Source organism: Pseudomonas sp. CGJS7 (assembly GCF_036961695.1).
In genome coordinates, this window is the sequence record NZ_JBAMDI010000134.1 from 1 (window position 1) to 16,577 (window position 16,577).

Sequence of the window (16,577 nt, forward strand, 5' to 3'; positions counted from 1 at the left end):
CGCCGTTGGCCGCGCCGGCGTCGGAGCGCTCGCCGCCGCGTTGCGCCGGCGCCGGTTCGGCGACCGCTTCGGCGCCGGCCAAGGCCAGCACCGTATGTCCCATCGCCTGCAGCCATTCGCGCTGTTGCGCGCTCCACAGTTCGCTCATGACGCGCCGGTCTCGCTGTTGGACGGCGGCGCGTCCGGCGGCGTGCGCCGGAACCGGCGCCACAGCGCCTGCACCGGGCCGGACAGGGCGTACGGGGCGAAGATCGCCAGCAGCACCCGCGGCGGGTCGATGGCGATCGCCACCAGCACCGCCACCACCACCAGGATCGCCAGGAACGGTACCCGGTCGTTGCGCGGGCCGCTGCCCTTGAAGCTGACATAGCGCAGCCGGCTGACCATCAGCAGGCCGGCGATCGCGGTCACCGCCAGGGCGGCGTAGCGCAATTGCTCGCCGTCCAGATCGAAGCTGTGGCAGGTCCAGACGAAGCTGGCCACCAGCCCGGCCGCGGCCGGGCTGGCCAGGCCGATGAACCAGCGCTTGTCGACCTGCCCGACCTGGGAATTGAAGCGCGCCAGCCGCAGCGCCGCGCAGGCGGCATACAGGAACGCGCCGACCCAGCCGATCTTGCCGGGGATCACCCCGTCGAGCTTGGTCGACTCCAGCGCCCAGTGGTACATCACCAGCGCCGGGGCCAGGCCGAAGCTGATCAGGTCGGCCAGGGAGTCGTACTGGACTCCGAATTCGCTCTGGGTGTTGGTGAGCCGGGCGACCCGGCCGTCGACGCCGTCGAGGATGGCGGCGATGAAGATCGCCACGCAGGCCTCGTCGAAACGGCCCTGGGTGGCCGCGATGATCGCGTAGAAACCGGCGAACATGCCGCCGGTGGTGAACAAATTGGGCAGCAAATAGATGCCGCGGCCGCGCGGACGGGGCGAGGATTGAGGTTCCATAACTGGGAAGTGTAGCGCTTGCCTGCGCCGTGGCAGGATGCTGCAATTCGCGTTCCCCCGCCGTACCGTTGTCCCGGCCGTTCCGCCAGCCCCGTTTCCGGAGCCTCTCATGTCCCGCATGCCCCGTCTTTCCGCCCGCCGCGCCCTGCCGGCGCTGGGCCTGAGCCTCGCCCTGGCCGTCCTGGCGAGCGCCGCGACCGCCACCGAGCTGTACCAGTGGAAGGACGCCCAGGGCGTTACCCACTACTCCGATTCGCCGCCGCCCAGCCAGTCCGGGCAGGTCAAGAATCGGGTGATCAAGAGCAAGACCGGCACCCCGACCCAGACCGCCAGCGTCAGCGCCACCAGCGAGAGCACCCAGTGCCTCAACGCTCGCGGCAACCTCAAGCAGCTGCAGAGCTCGGCCCAGGTCGGCGTGGACAACAACGGCGACGGCAAGCCCGACAACGTGCTCGACGCCAAGCAGCGCCAGGCTCAGATCGACCTGGCCCAGTCGTCGATCCGCGCCTACTGCACCGCTCCCGCGGCTCCAGCCGCGGCTTCCACGCCGAACCCCGCGCCCACCCGGCCCGGCGAGGCGCCCAAAGCCGAGATCTGAAAGCGCTGGGTTCGACGCCAGGATCGGGGGCTGTCCCGATCTTCCATCGACCGCTAAAGACGCCGGACGCCGCACTGCGGCGGCCGGCGTTTTCGTTCGCGCGATCGCCGCATTCCACGCTCGCGCGGCGCATGGCCATTCGCCCGGTCGCATACCCCGCATCCCGGCGCAAACCCGGCTCATGGCAAACTGTCGGCTTCCCCAGCCCATGAATCCCAGCCGATGCGCCTGTCGCAGTTCCATCTCCACACCAGCAAGGAAACGCCCGCCGAAGCCGAAATCGTCAGCCACAAGCTGATGCTCAAGGCCGGCATGATCCGCAAGCTCGCCGCCGGTCTGTACACCTGGTCGCCGCTGGGCCTGCGCGTGTTGCGCAAGGTCGAACGCGCGGTGCGCGAGGAGATGAACGCCGCGGGCGCGATCGAAGTGCTGATGCCGGCGGTGCAGCCCAAGGAACTGTGGGAAGAAACCGGCCGCTGGGAGAAGTTCGGCGGCCAGTTGCTCAAGATCAAGGACCGCAAGGAAGCCTGGTACTGCTTCGGCCCGACCCATGAGGAAGTCATCACCGACTTCGCCCGCAACGAGCTGTCCAGCTACAAGCAGTTACCGGTCAATTTCTATCAGATCCAGACCAAGTTCCGCGACGAAATCCGCCCCCGCTTCGGGGTCATGCGCGCGCGCGAGTTCCTGATGAAGGACGCCTATTCCTTCCACGTCACCGACGAGGATCTGGGCCGCGAATACCGCAACATGTACGACACCTACGGCCGCATCTTCACCCGCCTGGGCCTGAAGTTCCGCGCGGTGTTCGCCGACACCGGCGCGATCGGCGGCAGCGCCTCGCACGAGTTCCACGTGCTCGCCGACTCGGGCGAAGACGCGATCGCCTTCTCCGACGGCTCCGATTACGCGGCCAACGTCGAGCTGGCCGAAGCGCTGGCGCCGGGCCCGCGCGCGGCCTCCGCCGAGGCGCTGCGCAAGGTCGATACCCCGACCCAGAAGACCTGCGAAGACGTGGCCGCGCTGCTCGGCCTGGAGCTGTCGCGCACGGTCAAGTCGGTGGCGATCGTGGGCAGCGACGCCGAGGGCGCGCCGCAGTTTGCGCTGGCGCTGGTGCGCGGCGATCACACCGTCAACGAAATCAAACTCAGCAAGCTCGCCGGCCTGGCGGAATACCGCCTGGCCACCGAAGCGGAAATCCTCGAACACCTCGGCGCGCAGCCGGGTTTCCTGGGGCCGGTGAAGCCGGCGCGCGCGATCCGCGTCATCGCCGACCGCAGCGTCGCGGCGATGGCCGATTTCGTGGTCGGCGCCAACGAAAACGGCTACCACCTGGCCGGCGTCAACTGGGGCCGCGATCTGGCCGAGCCGGCCGAGATCGCCGATATCCGCAACGCGGTCGCCGGCGATCCTTCGCCCGACGGCAAGGGCACCCTGGGCATCGCCCGCGGCATCGAAGTCGGCCACGTGTTCCAGCTGGGCCGCAAGTACGCCGAAGCGATGAAGCTCAGCGTGCTCGATGAAACCGGCAAGGCCGCCACCCCGGCGATGGGTTGCTACGGCATCGGCGTGTCGCGCATCGTCGCCGCGGCGATCGAGCAGAACTTCGACGACGCCGGCATCGCCTGGCCCGAGGCGATGGCGCCCTGGCAAGCGGTGGTGTGCGTGATCAATCCCAAGAACGACGCCGCCGTGGCCGAAGCCGCGCAGGCGCTGTATCAAGATCTGCTCAAGGCCGGCGTCGACGCCGCCCTGGACGACCGCGGCCTGCGCCCCGGCGCGATGTTCGCCGACATGGAACTGATCGGCGTCCCGCACCGGGTGGTGGTGTCCGAACGCGGTTTGGCCGCCGGCAGCTTCGAATACCGCCACCGCCGCGCCAGCGAAGCCGAGAATCTCGATCGCGCCGCGGTTCTGGCCCGGATCGGTGGCGTGGCGGGGTAATCCGGTCCGCCTTGGCGGCCCGAACGCAGCCGCGATTACCTTTTGGTAATCGCGGTTTGGAAGCGGGGGTTAGGGGTCGGGGCTTAGGGAACTGTCCCTACCTCCTCCCGGGTACATAGGCGGCCCCATCCGAATTACGCATAGTTTCAGTCCTCCAACTCCGCTCGCGGCCCCGCCAGCCCCTCGGACCCGGGCCCGACGAAGCTTCCCCAAGCAGGTTTCGTGCCCGATTTAGATAACCGCCGTCGCGTTGCGCAACATCTGCGGCGCAGCGAGATAAGCCCGCGGTTCGACGGGCCGTTTGAAACCGACCATTTAATCGTCCGGCGCCTGCGGCGGTTTTCGAAAGCCCCGCGAGAAACCGCAACATTGCATCGATCCACCCGCCTGCGCGCACCGCCGTCTCCGGCGAATCCCGAGCGGACCGCACGAACGTGCGCGCGCAATATCCGGGTATATATCTTTGCCCGCATTTACGGCAGACTGCGCTGCCATTAGTATGCTGCCGCGCGCCAGGGACTGGCCGTTATCCGACCATTCTCCCCGGAGGCTCCATGTCGATCGATATCTCCACGCTGTCCGCGAAAGAGCTCGAGTCCCTGATCAGTCAGGCCAAGAAGCGCAAGACCACCTTGAACAAGCGCAAGCCCATCGCGGCGGTGCGCAAGAGAATCAGCAGCCTGCTCAAGGCCGAGGGTTATACCCTGGAAGAGCTGTTCGGCGGCGCCGCCCCGGCCGCGCGCGGCCCCAAGGCCAAGGCCGTCAAGGCCGCTCCGGCCGCGCGCAAGGCGCGCAAGCCGCTGGGCAAGGTCGCCCCGAAGTACCGCAACCCGGCCAATACCGGCGAGACCTGGACCGGCCGCGGCAAGCAGCCGCGCTGGCTGGCCGCTTACACCGCCGCCGGCAAGAAGCTGGAAGATTTCCTGATCAAGTAATCGGATCGGAACGCCGAACCCAGGAAAACGCCGGCCTTGCGCCGGCGTTTTTCGTTACCGCGATCCGCTGGATTCTTCCGCCCACGCGTGCCGACTCGCCCATTCCGGCGGATAATCCAGCCCTCGCCACCCGAGGTTTACGGATGAACCTTCACCGCCGCTGGACAATATCCGCCGTCGCCCTGGCCCTGCTCGCCGTATCCGCCGAGGCGGCCGCCAACGTCGGTTTGCCGTTGCTGCTGACGGTCAATTTCATCGTATTCGCCGTCGGCGGCATCGCCGTGGTGCTGGTGGAATGGTTGGCGCATATCAAACTGAGCGGTTCGCGCCCGGGCGCGGCGCTGGGCGACGTGTTTTGGGCCAATCTGCTTTCGACCGTGGTAATCGGCCTGCCCCTGCCCTGGCTGATCGCGGCCGCAAGTCAAATCGCCGCGAAACACAACGACGCCGCGGCGTTGGTGCTGGCGGCGGGCACCTGGAGCTTCGACGGTTTCCCCGACCCGCGTTTGAGCCTGGGTTTCACCTTCGCCTATCTGGCGCTGTGTTTCGTGCTGACGGTGTATTTCGAAGCCTGGGTGATCGCGCGGCGCTGGCGCCGGCGCGGCGCGCAGCCGGCGCGCTCGGCGCGGGCGTTGAGCTGGATCGGCAACGGCCTGACTTATACCGGCCTGCTGATCTTTTTCGTCTGCGAATTCGCCTGGCCGATGCTGCGGGCGAACAGTTAAAGATTGCGCCGCGACGGCAGCAGCAAATTGCCGAATATCAGCCCGGCGATCAGCGCCAACAGAATATTCAACACCGCCAGCACCGCGTCCTGGCCGACGTTGACGTCCTGCTGCTGGATCATGCTCAGCAACCCGCGCAGGCTGACGCTGCCGGGCACCAACAAAATGATGCCGGGCACGCGGATGATCGCGCCGGGCCGGTTGCCCCAGCGCGCGTAGGCATTGCCCAGCGCGGTCATCACCAGCGCGGCCAGAAAGATCCCGGCCGGGCTGCCCCAGGCCAGGCCGACGAAACGCGAGATCAGATAACCGCCCGCGGCGGCCGCCATCACCTTGGGATAATCGCTGCGATGGGCGCGGAACAACACCGCGAACGCGTACGCCGAGACCGCCAGCCCGCACCATTCGACCCAGGCTTCCTGCGGCCGCGACGCGCGCACCACCGGCGGCAGGCCGACCAGATCGGCGATGTACAACCCGATCACCGTGCCGACCGCGAGTTTGACCACCGTGGTCAAGGCCCCGGCGAAGCGCGCGGTGCCGGAGACCAGATGCTGATTGGTCAGCTCGTTGACCGCGTTGGTCAGCGCCATACCCGGCAGCAGCACGATCAGCGAAGCGATAATCACCGTGTTCTGGTTCAACGGCGAAATGAAGTTGGCCACCAGCACCACGGTCAGCGCCGCGAACATGCCGGCGATCGCTTCCAGCGCCTCGCGCAGACGCGGCCGGCGGCCGGAGATGTCGACCAACAGGCCGATCATCAAGCCGTTGATCGCGGCCACCCCGATATCCAGCCACGGCAGCCGCAACAGGCTGGCGACCGCGCCCGCGGCCAGGCCATAGGCCAGCACCTGCATCGCGCGCCAGCGGCGGCTGCGCGGCCGGTCCAGCGCCTCCAGCGCGGCATGGCCGGCGGCCAGATCCAGATTGCCGGCCATCACCTCCTCGGCGATGCGGTCGGTTTCGCTGAGCCGGTACAGATCGTTTTCGCCGGGCGGCAGCCGGATCACCCGGGTGGTGTCGCTGTCGCCCATCGGCCGGTTGGGATCGCTGAAGGTCAGGATCAGGCCGGTCGGATTCGACCACGGCTCGCATTCCAGCCGCAGTTTTTGCGCCACCGCGGTCACCGCGCCCTCCAGGCGCTGCGCCGTGGTTCCGTAACTGTGCAGACGCTCGGCCAGCTCGACCACGAAGGCGATGCGGGCGGCGTAGCTGGTGGCGCTGAGCGGATGCGGGGTGGACATGGCGGTGAAAGGATCGCATGGGCCCCGGGGCGTCGGGAATCGGCAATGCGGTCCCGGCCCGCGCGACAGCCGAACGCGATTCATCGAGCCACCGCCATGCTGTCGCCACCACGCATCGACCCGGCCCCACACGTGACACTCACCAAGTCGTCACTAGCCTGTATCCTCCCGCCCGAGGCTCTATGACCGTATCGACCACGCAAGCGCCGGAAATCGCCGCCGATGGCCAAGCGCCCTCGCGGCTACGCCTTTCCGGTTGCTGGACGCTGGAGCATGCGGTCGCCATCGGCGACGCGCTCAAGCACGTGCCCGAAGGCGTCGACGAGATTGATGCGACCGGGGTCGAGCGCCTGGATTCGGTCGGCGTGCTGCAGCTGATGCGCTACGCGCGCCGGCACCAGCTCGATTTCGATCAGGCCTTCAGCTTCCACGACAGCCATCGCGCCCTGGTCAGCGCGATCGAAGACGTCGCCGATGAGCGGCCGAAGAAGAAACGCGAGTACGGCTTCCAGGCCGCGCTCGCGCGCCTGGGCTTTGCTGTCACCGACAACTGGAAGGAAGTACTGGCCCTGGTCGCCTTCTTCGGCGAAACCCTGGTCAAGATGCTGCGGTTGTTCAAGAACCCGGGCCGCTTCCGTCCGACCGCCACCGTCCACCACATGGAACAGGTCGGCCTCGACGCGGTGCCGCTGATCGCGCTGCTGTGCTATCTGGTCGGCGCGGTGGTGGCGTTCCTGGGTTCGACCATCCTCAAGGATTTCGGCGCGACCATCTTCGTGGTCGAGCTGGTCAGCATCGCCTTCCTGCGCGAATTCGGCGTGCTGCTGACCGCGATCGTCCTGGCCGGCCGCACCGCCAGCGCGTTCACCGCGCAGATCGGCGCGATGGTCAGTCGCGAGGAAGTCGACGCCATCCGCACCCTGGGCATGGACCCGGTCGATCTGCTGGTGATCCCGCGGGTGCTGGCGCTGCTGGTGATGCTGCCGCTGCTGACCTTCATCGCGATGGTCGCCGGCCTGCTCGGCGGCCTGACCGTCGGCGCGTACGGCCTGGACATCCCGCCGCAGCAATACCTGGGGCGCATGCACGACACCATGCAGCTGCGCCATTTCCTGGTCGGCATGTGCAAGGCGCCGATCTTCGCCCTGCTGATCAGCCTGATCGGCTGCCTGGAAGGCCTGCAGGTCAAGGGCACCGCGCAGTCGGTCGGCGAGCGCACCACCTCCAGCGTGGTCCAGTCGATTTCGCTGGTGATCGTGCTCGATGCGTTCTTTGCGATCTGGTTCATGGAGATGGGCTGGTGAGGCCGGGGCTGGGGATCAGAGGTCGGGGCACTGAGGCTGCGCGTAGCGCGGACCGACTCGCTCATCTTGCAGGGGGTGCGTTGTGACAGTTCCGCAACCCCAATCCGCCAACCCCGCGGCCGACGACGACGTCATCATCCGCATCCGCGGCCTGGTCAATCACTTCGGCGACCAAGTCGTCCACGATGGCCTGGACCTGGACGTCAAGCGCGGCGAGATCATCGGCGTGGTCGGCGGCTCGGGCACCGGCAAGTCGGTGATGATGCGCTCGATCCTCGGGCTGCGCCGGCCCAACGACGGCGAGATCCAGGTGCTCGGCATCGACGCGCGCAACCCCGACCCGCGCCTGCGCCGCGAGATCGAACGCAACACCGGCGTGCTGTTTCAGGACGGCGCGCTGTTCTCCTCGCTGACGGTCGGCGAGAACGTGCAGGTGCCGCTGAAGGAGTACCACGGCGACCTGCCCGACTCGCTGCGTTACGAGCTGGCGCTGCTGAAGGTCAAGCTGTCGGGCCTGCCTGCCGATGCGATCGACAAGCTGCCGTCGCAGCTGTCCGGCGGCATGCGCAAGCGCGCCGGCCTGGCCCGCGCGCTGGCGCTGGACCCGCCGCTGCTGTTCCTGGACGAACCCACCGCCGGCCTGGACCCGATCGGCGCGGCCGCGTTCGATCGCTTGATCCGCACCTTGCAGCAAGCGCTCGGCCTGACCGTGTTCCTGATCACCCACGACCTGGACACGCTCTACGCCATCTGCGACCGCATCGCCGTGCTCGCCGACAAGAAAGTCATCGCCTGCGCGCCGATCGAGGAAGTGGAAAAGATCGATCACCCGTGGGTGCAGGAGTATTTCCACGGCCCGCGCGCGCGCGCGGCCCAGGTGGCGCGCGACAAGAACGCGGCCGCAACCCACGGCCATTCGGATGCGCGGCGGGGATGACCGGGCTATGGGCCAATACCGACACGCTGTGGAGCGTGTCGATCTGGGGCATGTTGTGCGCGGCCGCGGCGCTGTTGTGGTGGCCGAAAGCGCGCAAGCTCAGTCTGGGGTTGCTCGCGGCGACGACGGTCGCCGGGTTGGCGCGCGGGCTGCTCGACCCGATCGCGCTGATCTTCTTCGCCCTGTTGATCCTGGCCGCGTGGCTGGTCCTGCCGGCGCGCGCCAAGGGCTGGCGCATCGCCGGGCACGTGTTGTTCGTGCTGGTCGCGTTCGCGCTGGGCTTGCATCTGCTGCCGGGCTTCAACAACCCGCAACTGGTCGACGCGCTGCGGCTGACGCCCGAGTCGGCGCCGATGTCGCTGTATCTCAACTTCGACAAACCGCTGGCCGGCTTCTGGCTGCTGCTGTGCTGGCCGTTGCTGCGCTTGTTCGGCGAAGGCCAGCGGCCGCTGGCGGCTTCGCTCGGCGCCGGCTTGACCGGCACGGCGCTGGCGGCGTTGTTGTGCCTGGGCCTCGGGCTGGCGTTGAACATCGTCGCCTGGGCACCGAAATGGCCCGAATTCGGCGCGCTGTGGGCGCTCAACAATCTGTTGCTGGTGGCGCTGACCGAGGAAGCGATGTTCCGCGGTTACCTGCAAGAATCGTTGCAACGCCGCTGGCAGGCCGTGCGCAATGGCCAGTGGTATGCCGTCGGCGTGGCCGCGCTGGCGTTCGGCCTGGTCCACCTCGGCGGCGGCTGGCGCTTCGCGCTGGTGGCGACGCTGGCGGGGCTGGTCTACGGCTGGGCTTATCGCAAGGGCGGCCTGCTCGGCGCCGTGCTCGCGCATTTCGGCCTCAACCTGATTCATTTCACCGCGTTTACCTACCCCATGCTGGCATGATGCCGGCCAGGGCTTTATCGCTCAAAGGTGCCTGATGGAAACCAAGGCCAATTACGTCCTCATCGGCGCGTTCACCATCGTGGTGACGCTGTTCCTGCTGCTGTTCGCGCTGTGGGCGGCCAAATATTCCTCGGAGAAGAGCTGGCGCGAATACGCGGTGATCTTCAACGAGCCGGTCACCGGCCTGTCGGAAGGCAGCACCGTGCAATACAACGGCATCGGCGTGGGCACCGTGCAGCAGCTGAGCCTGGCGCCGGACGATCCGCGCCGGGTCATCGCCAAGCTGCGCCTGCAGGCCGACGCGCCGGTCAAGACCGACACCCGCGCCAAGCTGTCGCTGACCGGCATCACCGGCACGCCGATCATCCAGCTCACCGGCGGCAGCCCCAACAGCCCGGCGCTGGCCGACGCCGAGCGCAGCAGCGAAATCCCGATCATCCAGACCGAAGCCTCGGCGCTGCAGAACATCGCCGACACCGCCAACCGTTTGGTCGCGCGCCTGGATCAGGTGCTCAGCGACGACAACGTCAAGCACGTGTCCAACACCCTGGCCAACATCGAATCGCTGACCGGTTCGATCGCCGATCAGCGCGGCGATTTGCGCGAACTGATCGCCAACGCCAAGAAGTCCAGCGAACAACTCAGCCAGACCCTGGCCACCACCAACAAGGCGGTGGAAACGGTCGACCGCGAATTGGCCGGCAAGCTGCCGGGCATCATCGACAAACTCGACGGCACCCTGACCAAGCTCGACTCGGCCGCCAACGGCGCCAACGGCATCCTCAACGACAACCGCGCCGCGATCAGCAGCTTCGCCAACGACGGCCTGGCCCAGCTCGGCCCGACCCTGACCGAACTGCGCTCGCTGGTGCGCGACCTGCGCCGGATCAGCGACCGCCTGGACAGCAATCCGACCCGCTACCTGCTCGGCCGCGACGCGACCAAGGAATTCGAGCCGGAAAAGGCCGCGCGATGAACCGCCCTCTTTTTCGTTCGACCGAACCTGCGATGACGACCATGACGACGACCCGCGCGCCCCGCCGCTCCTTCGCCGCCAAGCAATCGGCCCTGTTCGCCGCCGGCATCGTTGCCGCGCTGAGCCTGAGCGGCTGCTCCTCGATTCTCGGCGAGAAGCCCAAGGCGCCGACCGTGCAATACGCGCCCGACCCGCGCGTGCAGGCCGATCCCTCGTGGCCCAACGCCAACTGGCAGCTGTCGCTGAGCGCGCCCAACGCCGCGCGCATGATCGACAGCCTGCGCATCGCCGTGCGCCCGACCGGCAACGAGATCCAGGTCTACAAAGGCGCCGCCTGGGCCAAGCTGCCCAGCAGCATGATCGAGGACTCGTTGCTGCGCACCCTGGAAGACTCCGGCAAGATCGCCGCGGTCGCGCGCCAGGGCTCCGGCATCGCCGCCGATTACAAATTGGTCCTGGACATGCGCCGCTTCGAATCCGATTACGCCGCCGGCGCCGCGCTGCCGGCCGCGGTGATCGAGATCAACGCCAAGCTGATGCACAACGCCGACCAGAAAGTGGTCGCCTCGCGCACCTTCCTGCAATCCAGCCCGGCGGCGACCGCCGAAGTGCCCGACGTGATCCAGGCCTTCGAGACCTCGCTGGAAGCCATCACCGGGCAGATCGCGGGGTGGACGCTGACATCGGGCGATGCGCACGAGAAAACCCACGACAAGCCGTCCCGACGCTGAGCCAGCCGTTCCACTGACGCGCTTCGGCGCGCCGACGACAGCTTGACGACAGCGTTGTATTAGCTTGATCGGCAACACAAGCGGCCCCGCGCCGCGCTCCTAGACTGCGCGCCCAACCATTCCGCGCCTCTGGGAGGCTGCATGACCGCACCGTTTTCGCAACGCCGCCGGGTCTCGGCGCGCCGCGCCCTGCTGACCCTGGCGCTGACCGCCGAACTGATCGCCTGCATCGGCGTGGCCCAGGCCACGCCGGCGGGTACGGTCGATTACGAAACCATCGGCGCCACCCCGCTGCGCGCGATCGGCCTCGACCTGCAGGCGCCGAGCGCCGATACCGAAGTCATGCTCGGCGCGCGTCTGCAGAATCCGCAGAACGTCACCTACGAACAGATCGTGTTCGCCGTGCGCGACGCGGACGGCCGCAATTTCGATATGGGCCACCAAAGCAACTACACCGTCGGCACGACCCAGCGCGAGCTGACCGCGCGCGGGCTGCTGCCGGCCGGGCAGTACCGCTACTGGGTGTCGCATTACCAAGGCGGCACCTGGACCAATCTGCTGCCCGAGCGCAGCTTCACCGTCGCTGCCGCGGCGCCCAGCAATCCTTCCACCACCCGTCCGCTCGGCGCGGGCACCAACTGGGTCTACAAGTTCGGCGACGAGTTCAACGCCACCGCGGTGGACTGGAACAAGTGGGCCGACAACTCCTCGGCCGAATCCGACAACGGCCACGGCAACCCCGGCAATCAGCAGCTGGAGTGGAATCACGCCGCCAACTGCTCGATCAAGAACGGCGCGCTCAACATGCTGGCCAAGCGCGAACGCGTGCGCTCGCCCTCGGGCAACACCTACGACTGGACCTCGTGCCTGCTGTCCTCACACAAGCGCTACAACTTCCGCTATGGCTTCATCGAAGCGCGGATGAAGCTGCCGGCCGTGGCCGGTTTCTGGCCGGCGTTCTGGACCTTCCAGGCGCCGGGCGCGCAGCAGTGGAACGAAACCGATGTGTTCGAGTATTACTCCGACAACAAGAGCCGGCTGTACTTGAACCAGTACGTGGTCAAGAACGGCGTCGAGCAGACCGATTACTTCCCGCTCGACATCCGCTTCGATCCCAGCGCCGATTACCACGTTTACGGCGCCGACATCGCGCCCGACGCGACCCGCTTCTACATCGACGGCAAACTGGTGCGCACCACCAGCAACGTCAGCCAGATCGAGAGCTCGATCCTGGTCGATCACTTCGTCTACTCGATCAAGCCGCCTGCGGCGAGCACGCAATCTGCGGTGACCTACGTGGACTACATCCGCGCCTGGCAGCGCCCTTAATCGGCCGCAGCTCAGACGCCGCTGCGGTCGCGGAGCCTCCGCGACCGCAGCGGCAACCGGCGATCCGATCCCGGCGCCGCCCGCTCAGCGTCGCCCGATCACCCGAAACGTCAAATTGATCCGCTCGCCCACCGGCTTGGCGGTACGCGGCAAGGCGTGCCGGTAGTTCGCCTGGGTCGGCCCGGACATCACCAGCAAACTGCCGTGTCCCAGTTCCAGCGCCGCCTTCAGATCGGCGCGCTGGCGGTGCTTGAGAGTGAAACGGCGGCGCGCGCCCAGGCTCAGCGAAGCGATCGTCGGCGCCGGCCCGAGTTCGGGCTCATCGTCGCTGTGCCAGCCCATCGCATCGCGGCCGTCGCGGTAACGGTTGGCCAACACGCTGTTGAACGGCGCGCCGAGTTCGCGCACCAGCCGCTCGCGGATCGCCCGCAGCGGCTCCGGCCACGGCCAGGGCGTGAAATCGGTGCCGGAGTAGCGGTAATGCGCCTGCGGATCGCCGATCCAACTGCTCAGGCGCGGCGAATCGTGTTCGCGGCCGAGCAGGCGGATCCGGTGCACCTCCCAGTTCACCTGCTCCAGCAAGGCCTGGCGCAGCGCATCGGCCTGCTCGGCGGCGAGCCAACTAGGGTCGAAGGCCAGTTCGGCGTCTTGCAGCGGCAGGCGATTGAGCGGCATGGCGCGCACGCTAGCACGGGGCCCGCCGGGCGACTTTCCGGATCCTGCGCTGCCGGTCACGCCCGCCGGCGGCCGCGGTCACGGCGCAAAACCGTACCGAACGTCCCGCAACCGGCCGGAAATCCGCCCCGGAACCCGTCGCCCGCCGCGGATTTCCGGGCTCGGTTGGCGCCTGTCGGGCAAACCCGCGACAATGGGCGGATTGCACGCACGAGTACCGCCAGCATGAGCGAACAGCCGATCGACTCGGTCCAGCCGTCCGACACGCCAGCCATCGAGATCGAACGCGACGTCATGGAGTACGACGTCGTCACCGTCGGCGCCGGCCCGGCCGGCCTGTCGTTCGCGATCCGGCTCAAACAGCTCAACCCCGAGCTGTCGGTGTGCGTGATCGAGAAATCCAGCACCATCGGCGCGCACATCCTGTCGGGCGCTGTGATCGAGCCGGCGCCGCTGGACGCGCTGCTGCCGGGCTGGCGCGACAACCCGCCGCCGATCTGCGTGCCCGCCGGCGAGGACGAATTCTGGTTCATGACCAAGACCGGCGGCTACAAGTCGCCCGTGGTGCCGCCGGACATGAACAACCACGGCAACTTCATCGTCAGCCTCGGCGCGATGTGCGCGTGGATGGCGCCGCAGGCCGAAGCCCTGGGCGTGGAGATCTACCCGGGCTTCGCCGCCTCGGAAACGCTGCACGACGCCGACGGCCGCGTCGCCGGCGTGCGCATCGGCGACATGGGCATCGCCAAGGACGGCAGCCACAAGTCCGGCTTCACCGCCGGCATCGACATCCGCGCCAAGCTCACCGTGTTCGCCGAGGGCGCGCGCGGCCATCTGACCAAGCGGCTGATCAAGCGCTTCGGGCTCGACGCCGGCAGCGATCCGCAGGGTTATTCGATCGGCATCAAGGAACTGTGGCAGGTGCCCGAAGACCGGGTCACCCCGGGCAAGATCGTCCACAGCGTCGGCTGGCCGGCCGACAGCCGCACCTACGGCGGCAGCTTTCTGTATCACCTGGACAAGGGCCGCATCGCCCTGGGCTACGTCAGCGGACTGGACTACCGCGACCCCGACTACAAGCCGTGGGAAGCGTTCCAGCAGTGGAAGAACCACCCGCTGATCAAGCCGCTGCTGGACGGCGGCAGCATCGTCTCGGCCGGCGCGCGCGCCATCGTCACCGGCGGCTACCAATCGCTGCCCAAACTGGAAATGCCCGGCGCGCTGCTGATCGGCGACGGCGCCGGCCTGCTCAACGTGCCCAAGATCAAGGGCACCCATCAGGCCATCCGCAGCGGCATGCTCGCCGCCGAGCACCTGGCCTCGCAGCAATCGGCGCAAACGCTCGACAGCGCCGGCTTCGACGCCAAGCTGCGCGCCTCCGAGGCGATGGCCGAGCTGAAGAAAGTCCGCAACATCAAGCCCGGATTCAAGAAGGGCTTTTGGTTCGGCATGCTCAACGCCGGCTGGGAAACCATCACCGGCGGCGCCTCGCCGTGGACGCTGAAGAACAAGCCCGACTGGTCCTCGCTGCAGAAACTCGGCGAAGCGGAAAAACCCAAGCGCGACTACATCGACCGCAGCCTGGCCCCGCGCGACCGTCTGGCCTCGGTCTACTTCGCCGCCACCGAGCACGACGAAGACCAACCGGTGCACCTGAAGGTCGCCGACACCAACGTCTGCATCACCCAGTGCGCCGAGGAATACGGCAACCCCTGCACCCGTTTCTGCCCGGCGGGCGTGTACGAAATCGTCGAAGAAGCCGGCGCCAAGCGCCTGCAGATCAACTCGGCCAACTGCGTGCACTGCAAGACCTGCGACATCAAGGATCCGTACGAGATCATCAATTGGGTGACGCCTGAGGGTGGGTCGGGGCCGAATTACCAGAACTTGTAAGGCAATCGCCAGGGAAAGGCCGAGCATTCGAGCTGAGCGGCTTCTCAAACGGTAGGGCCGCCACCCCGATGGGACCGCGCCGTGCCGCTCTACGCCGCCGCGGCCCGCGGCCTCGCCAGCCGCCGCCATCAAGCAAAGGCACCGCCCCAACTTTCCGATCCGCGAGCAAAGAGCTCCGCGCACACCGATCCGGATAGCTTTCTATCCACAAATACACAACGAACCCTGCAAGCCAGCGCAAAAGAAAAAACGCTTACGACCTTATCGTTCGCAATGCACGACAGGCGACGCCCACTGACGCTTCTCGGCCACTGCCGTGTGATGCGTCCCTGATCGAGCCCTGAGCGAAGCATGATAAAGGCCAAACTTACGAGCATCGCCAGGCATGTCTACCCATTCGGGCGCCTGCTGGAGCAAAGAGACAACGGCTTACGCCATATAAGCCTGCTCACCGCCGAGCTGACCGATCGCGAGAATGCGCTCACGCAATTGCGCTCCGAGCTTGACCGATCGCAGCGGCATACCGAAGCCATGGGCACCGAAGCGGACCCGCCCGGCACCCGGCTCGCCGCCGAGAACCAACGTCTGGAGCGGGAAAGGCTCGAACTGCTTGGCGAACTGACGCGGTGCAATGCGACCATCGAAACCTTGCAAGGCATCCCCAAGCGCGGGCAATACGAGAGACCCGCATTCGCACATTGGGGCGAAGATCAAGTCGCCGCTCATTTCCTCGGCGAAGTCGAATCCGGTTTTTATGTCGACCTGGGCTGCTATCACCCCAGGCTTTGCTCGAATACCAAACTCCTGCACGAACGCGGTTGGTCGGGGATCAATGTCGATGCCAATCCATTCATGATCCAGGAATTCGAGCGCGATCGTCCGAACGACACCAATCTCAACATCGCCATCGGCGCCGAGCGTGGCCAAGCGAGATTCCGTCTGTTTCACGACTGGGCTTCCAGCAACACCACCTCGGCCGAGTTCGCCGACTACATCGCCAAGCGCGAAGGCATCGACATCGCTCGCGAAATCACCACCGAGGTGTATCCGCTGCGCGACATCCTGGAGCGCCATGGCGGCGATCGACGCGTGGACTTCCTCAATATCGACATCGAGTCGGTGGATATCCAGGCATTGGAGTCGAACGACTGGCAACGCTACCGACCGGCGCTGCTCGCGATCGAGGATTTCGATTTCGAATTCGCCACGCCCGACAGCTCGCCGATCTACCGCTACCTGATCGACCAGGGCTACGACATGGTCTCGCGTTGCGTGTTCACCAGTTTCTTCATCGACGCCACGTTGCCGGCCGACGATCCGGTCTACAAGCACCACGCAACGCGCCCGGGAACCCGCAAGCAGTAACCCCCCACCGGCCGCTCAGATCCTCTTGCCGATACCTCCGGGGAAAAACAAAGGCCGCCTGACGGCGGCCTTCGATATGCGGTCCATTGCATCGGAAA

The 16,577-nt window shown here is 67.0% G+C and carries 15 protein-coding genes; 12 read left to right on the forward strand and 3 right to left on the reverse strand.

Annotated features, from left to right (window positions below; translation table 11 throughout):
• Nucleotides 1-144: 144 nt before the first annotated feature.
• Complete coding sequence (pssA, locus tag V7787_RS43960) at nucleotides 145-939, reverse strand: CDP-diacylglycerol--serine O-phosphatidyltransferase (protein ID WP_336093976.1); 795 nt, start codon at nucleotides 937-939, stop codon at nucleotides 145-147.
• 109 nt (nucleotides 940-1,048) lie between these two features.
• Between pssA and V7787_RS43965 the strand changes: the two genes are divergently transcribed.
• From V7787_RS43965 to V7787_RS43980, 4 genes are all read left to right on the forward strand, one after another.
• Complete coding sequence (locus V7787_RS43965; RefSeq protein ID WP_336093978.1) at nucleotides 1,049-1,537, forward strand: DUF4124 domain-containing protein; 489 nt, start codon at nucleotides 1,049-1,051, stop codon at nucleotides 1,535-1,537.
• Nucleotides 1,538-1,759: 222 nt separating this feature from the next.
• A complete protein-coding gene (locus V7787_RS43970) occupies nucleotides 1,760-3,481 on the forward strand; it encodes a proline--tRNA ligase (RefSeq protein WP_336093980.1) in 1,722 nt (573 codons plus the stop codon).
• Nucleotides 3,482-4,035: 554 nt separating this feature from the next.
• Nucleotides 4,036-4,416: an H-NS histone family protein gene (locus tag V7787_RS43975; RefSeq protein ID WP_336093982.1), complete on the forward strand. Its 381-nt coding sequence runs from the start codon at nucleotides 4,036-4,038 to the stop codon at nucleotides 4,414-4,416.
• Nucleotides 4,417-4,559: 143 nt separating this feature from the next.
• The gene (locus V7787_RS43980; RefSeq protein ID WP_336093984.1) at nucleotides 4,560-5,141 is read left to right on the forward strand and encodes a hypothetical protein; all 582 of its coding nucleotides are present in this window, start codon (nucleotides 4,560-4,562) and stop codon (nucleotides 5,139-5,141) included.
• Here the strand turns inward: V7787_RS43980 and V7787_RS43985 are convergent.
• A complete protein-coding gene (locus V7787_RS43985; RefSeq protein ID WP_336093986.1) occupies nucleotides 5,138-6,388 on the reverse strand; it encodes a threonine/serine ThrE exporter family protein in 1,251 nt (416 codons plus the stop codon). The genes V7787_RS43980 and V7787_RS43985 overlap by 4 nt on opposite strands.
• Nucleotides 6,389-6,570: 182 nt before the next feature.
• On the opposite strand from V7787_RS43985, the gene V7787_RS43990 reads away from it, so the two are divergent.
• The 6 genes from V7787_RS43990 (at nucleotide 6,571) to V7787_RS44015 (ending at nucleotide 12,546) form a co-directional block, all read left to right on the forward strand.
• Nucleotides 6,571-7,692, forward strand: coding sequence for an ABC transporter permease (locus V7787_RS43990; RefSeq protein WP_336093988.1), 1,122 nt, complete (start codon nucleotides 6,571-6,573; stop codon nucleotides 7,690-7,692).
• An 82-nt stretch (nucleotides 7,693-7,774) separates the two neighbouring features.
• Nucleotides 7,775-8,629 carry an ABC transporter ATP-binding protein gene (locus V7787_RS43995; RefSeq protein ID WP_336093990.1) on the forward strand — a complete coding sequence of 285 codons (855 nt, stop codon included), beginning with the start codon at nucleotides 7,775-7,777 and terminating at the stop codon, nucleotides 8,627-8,629.
• Nucleotides 8,626-9,510, forward strand: coding sequence for a CPBP family intramembrane glutamic endopeptidase (locus V7787_RS44000; RefSeq protein ID WP_336093992.1), 885 nt, complete (start codon nucleotides 8,626-8,628; stop codon nucleotides 9,508-9,510). The genes V7787_RS43995 and V7787_RS44000 overlap by 4 nt, the downstream gene beginning before the upstream one ends.
• A 34-nt stretch (nucleotides 9,511-9,544) precedes the next feature.
• Nucleotides 9,545-10,486, forward strand: coding sequence for an MlaD family protein (locus V7787_RS44005; protein WP_336093994.1), 942 nt, complete (start codon nucleotides 9,545-9,547; stop codon nucleotides 10,484-10,486).
• A gap of 41 nt (nucleotides 10,487-10,527) precedes the next feature.
• On the forward strand, nucleotides 10,528-11,217 hold the full coding sequence (locus V7787_RS44010) for an ABC-type transport auxiliary lipoprotein family protein (protein WP_336093996.1): 690 nt from the start codon (nucleotides 10,528-10,530) through the stop codon (nucleotides 11,215-11,217).
• 141 nt (nucleotides 11,218-11,358) lie between these two features.
• A complete protein-coding gene (locus V7787_RS44015; RefSeq protein ID WP_336093998.1) occupies nucleotides 11,359-12,546 on the forward strand; it encodes a glycoside hydrolase family 16 protein in 1,188 nt (395 codons plus the stop codon).
• Between the two features lie 84 nt (nucleotides 12,547-12,630).
• On the opposite strand, the gene V7787_RS44020 is transcribed toward V7787_RS44015, so the two are convergent.
• Nucleotides 12,631-13,221, reverse strand: coding sequence for an alpha-ketoglutarate-dependent dioxygenase AlkB family protein (locus V7787_RS44020; RefSeq protein ID WP_336094000.1), 591 nt, complete (start codon nucleotides 13,219-13,221; stop codon nucleotides 12,631-12,633).
• Nucleotides 13,222-13,500: 279 nt separating this feature from the next.
• On the opposite strand from V7787_RS44020, the gene V7787_RS44025 reads away from it, so the two are divergent.
• Nucleotides 13,501-15,114 carry an electron transfer flavoprotein-ubiquinone oxidoreductase gene (locus tag V7787_RS44025; protein WP_336094027.1) on the forward strand — a complete coding sequence of 538 codons (1,614 nt, stop codon included), beginning with the start codon at nucleotides 13,501-13,503 and terminating at the stop codon, nucleotides 15,112-15,114.
• A gap of 351 nt (nucleotides 15,115-15,465) precedes the next feature.
• The gene (locus V7787_RS44030) at nucleotides 15,466-16,479 is read left to right on the forward strand and encodes an FkbM family methyltransferase (protein ID WP_336094002.1); all 1,014 of its coding nucleotides are present in this window, start codon (nucleotides 15,466-15,468) and stop codon (nucleotides 16,477-16,479) included.
• The last annotated feature ends 98 nt before the right edge of the window (nucleotides 16,480-16,577 follow it).

Excerpts from the sequence above, each read along its gene's own strand:
- V7787_RS44030 (WP_336094002.1), top strand. The coding sequence starts at position 15,466 with ATGATAAAGGCCAAACTTACGAGCATCGCCAGGCATGTCTACCCATTC.
- V7787_RS44015 (WP_336093998.1), top strand. The coding sequence starts at position 11,359 with ATGACCGCACCGTTTTCGCAACGCCGCCGGGTCTCGGCGCGCCGCGCC.
- V7787_RS43990 (WP_336093988.1), top strand. The coding sequence starts at position 6,571 with ATGACCGTATCGACCACGCAAGCGCCGGAAATCGCCGCCGATGGCCAA.
- V7787_RS43965 (WP_336093978.1), top strand. The coding sequence starts at position 1,049 with ATGTCCCGCATGCCCCGTCTTTCCGCCCGCCGCGCCCTGCCGGCGCTG.
- V7787_RS43975 (WP_336093982.1), top strand. The coding sequence starts at position 4,036 with ATGTCGATCGATATCTCCACGCTGTCCGCGAAAGAGCTCGAGTCCCTG.
- V7787_RS43985 (WP_336093986.1), bottom strand. The coding sequence starts at position 6,388 with ATGTCCACCCCGCATCCGCTCAGCGCCACCAGCTACGCCGCCCGCATC.
- V7787_RS44005 (WP_336093994.1), top strand. The coding sequence starts at position 9,545 with ATGGAAACCAAGGCCAATTACGTCCTCATCGGCGCGTTCACCATCGTG.
- pssA (WP_336093976.1), bottom strand. The coding sequence starts at position 939 with ATGGAACCTCAATCCTCGCCCCGTCCGCGCGGCCGCGGCATCTATTTG.
- V7787_RS43980 (WP_336093984.1), top strand. The coding sequence starts at position 4,560 with ATGAACCTTCACCGCCGCTGGACAATATCCGCCGTCGCCCTGGCCCTG.
- V7787_RS44020 (WP_336094000.1), bottom strand. The coding sequence starts at position 13,221 with ATGCCGCTCAATCGCCTGCCGCTGCAAGACGCCGAACTGGCCTTCGAC.
- V7787_RS44000 (WP_336093992.1), top strand. The coding sequence starts at position 8,626 with ATGACCGGGCTATGGGCCAATACCGACACGCTGTGGAGCGTGTCGATC.
- V7787_RS44010 (WP_336093996.1), top strand. The coding sequence starts at position 10,528 with ATGACGACGACCCGCGCGCCCCGCCGCTCCTTCGCCGCCAAGCAATCG.
- V7787_RS43970 (WP_336093980.1), top strand. The coding sequence starts at position 1,760 with ATGCGCCTGTCGCAGTTCCATCTCCACACCAGCAAGGAAACGCCCGCC.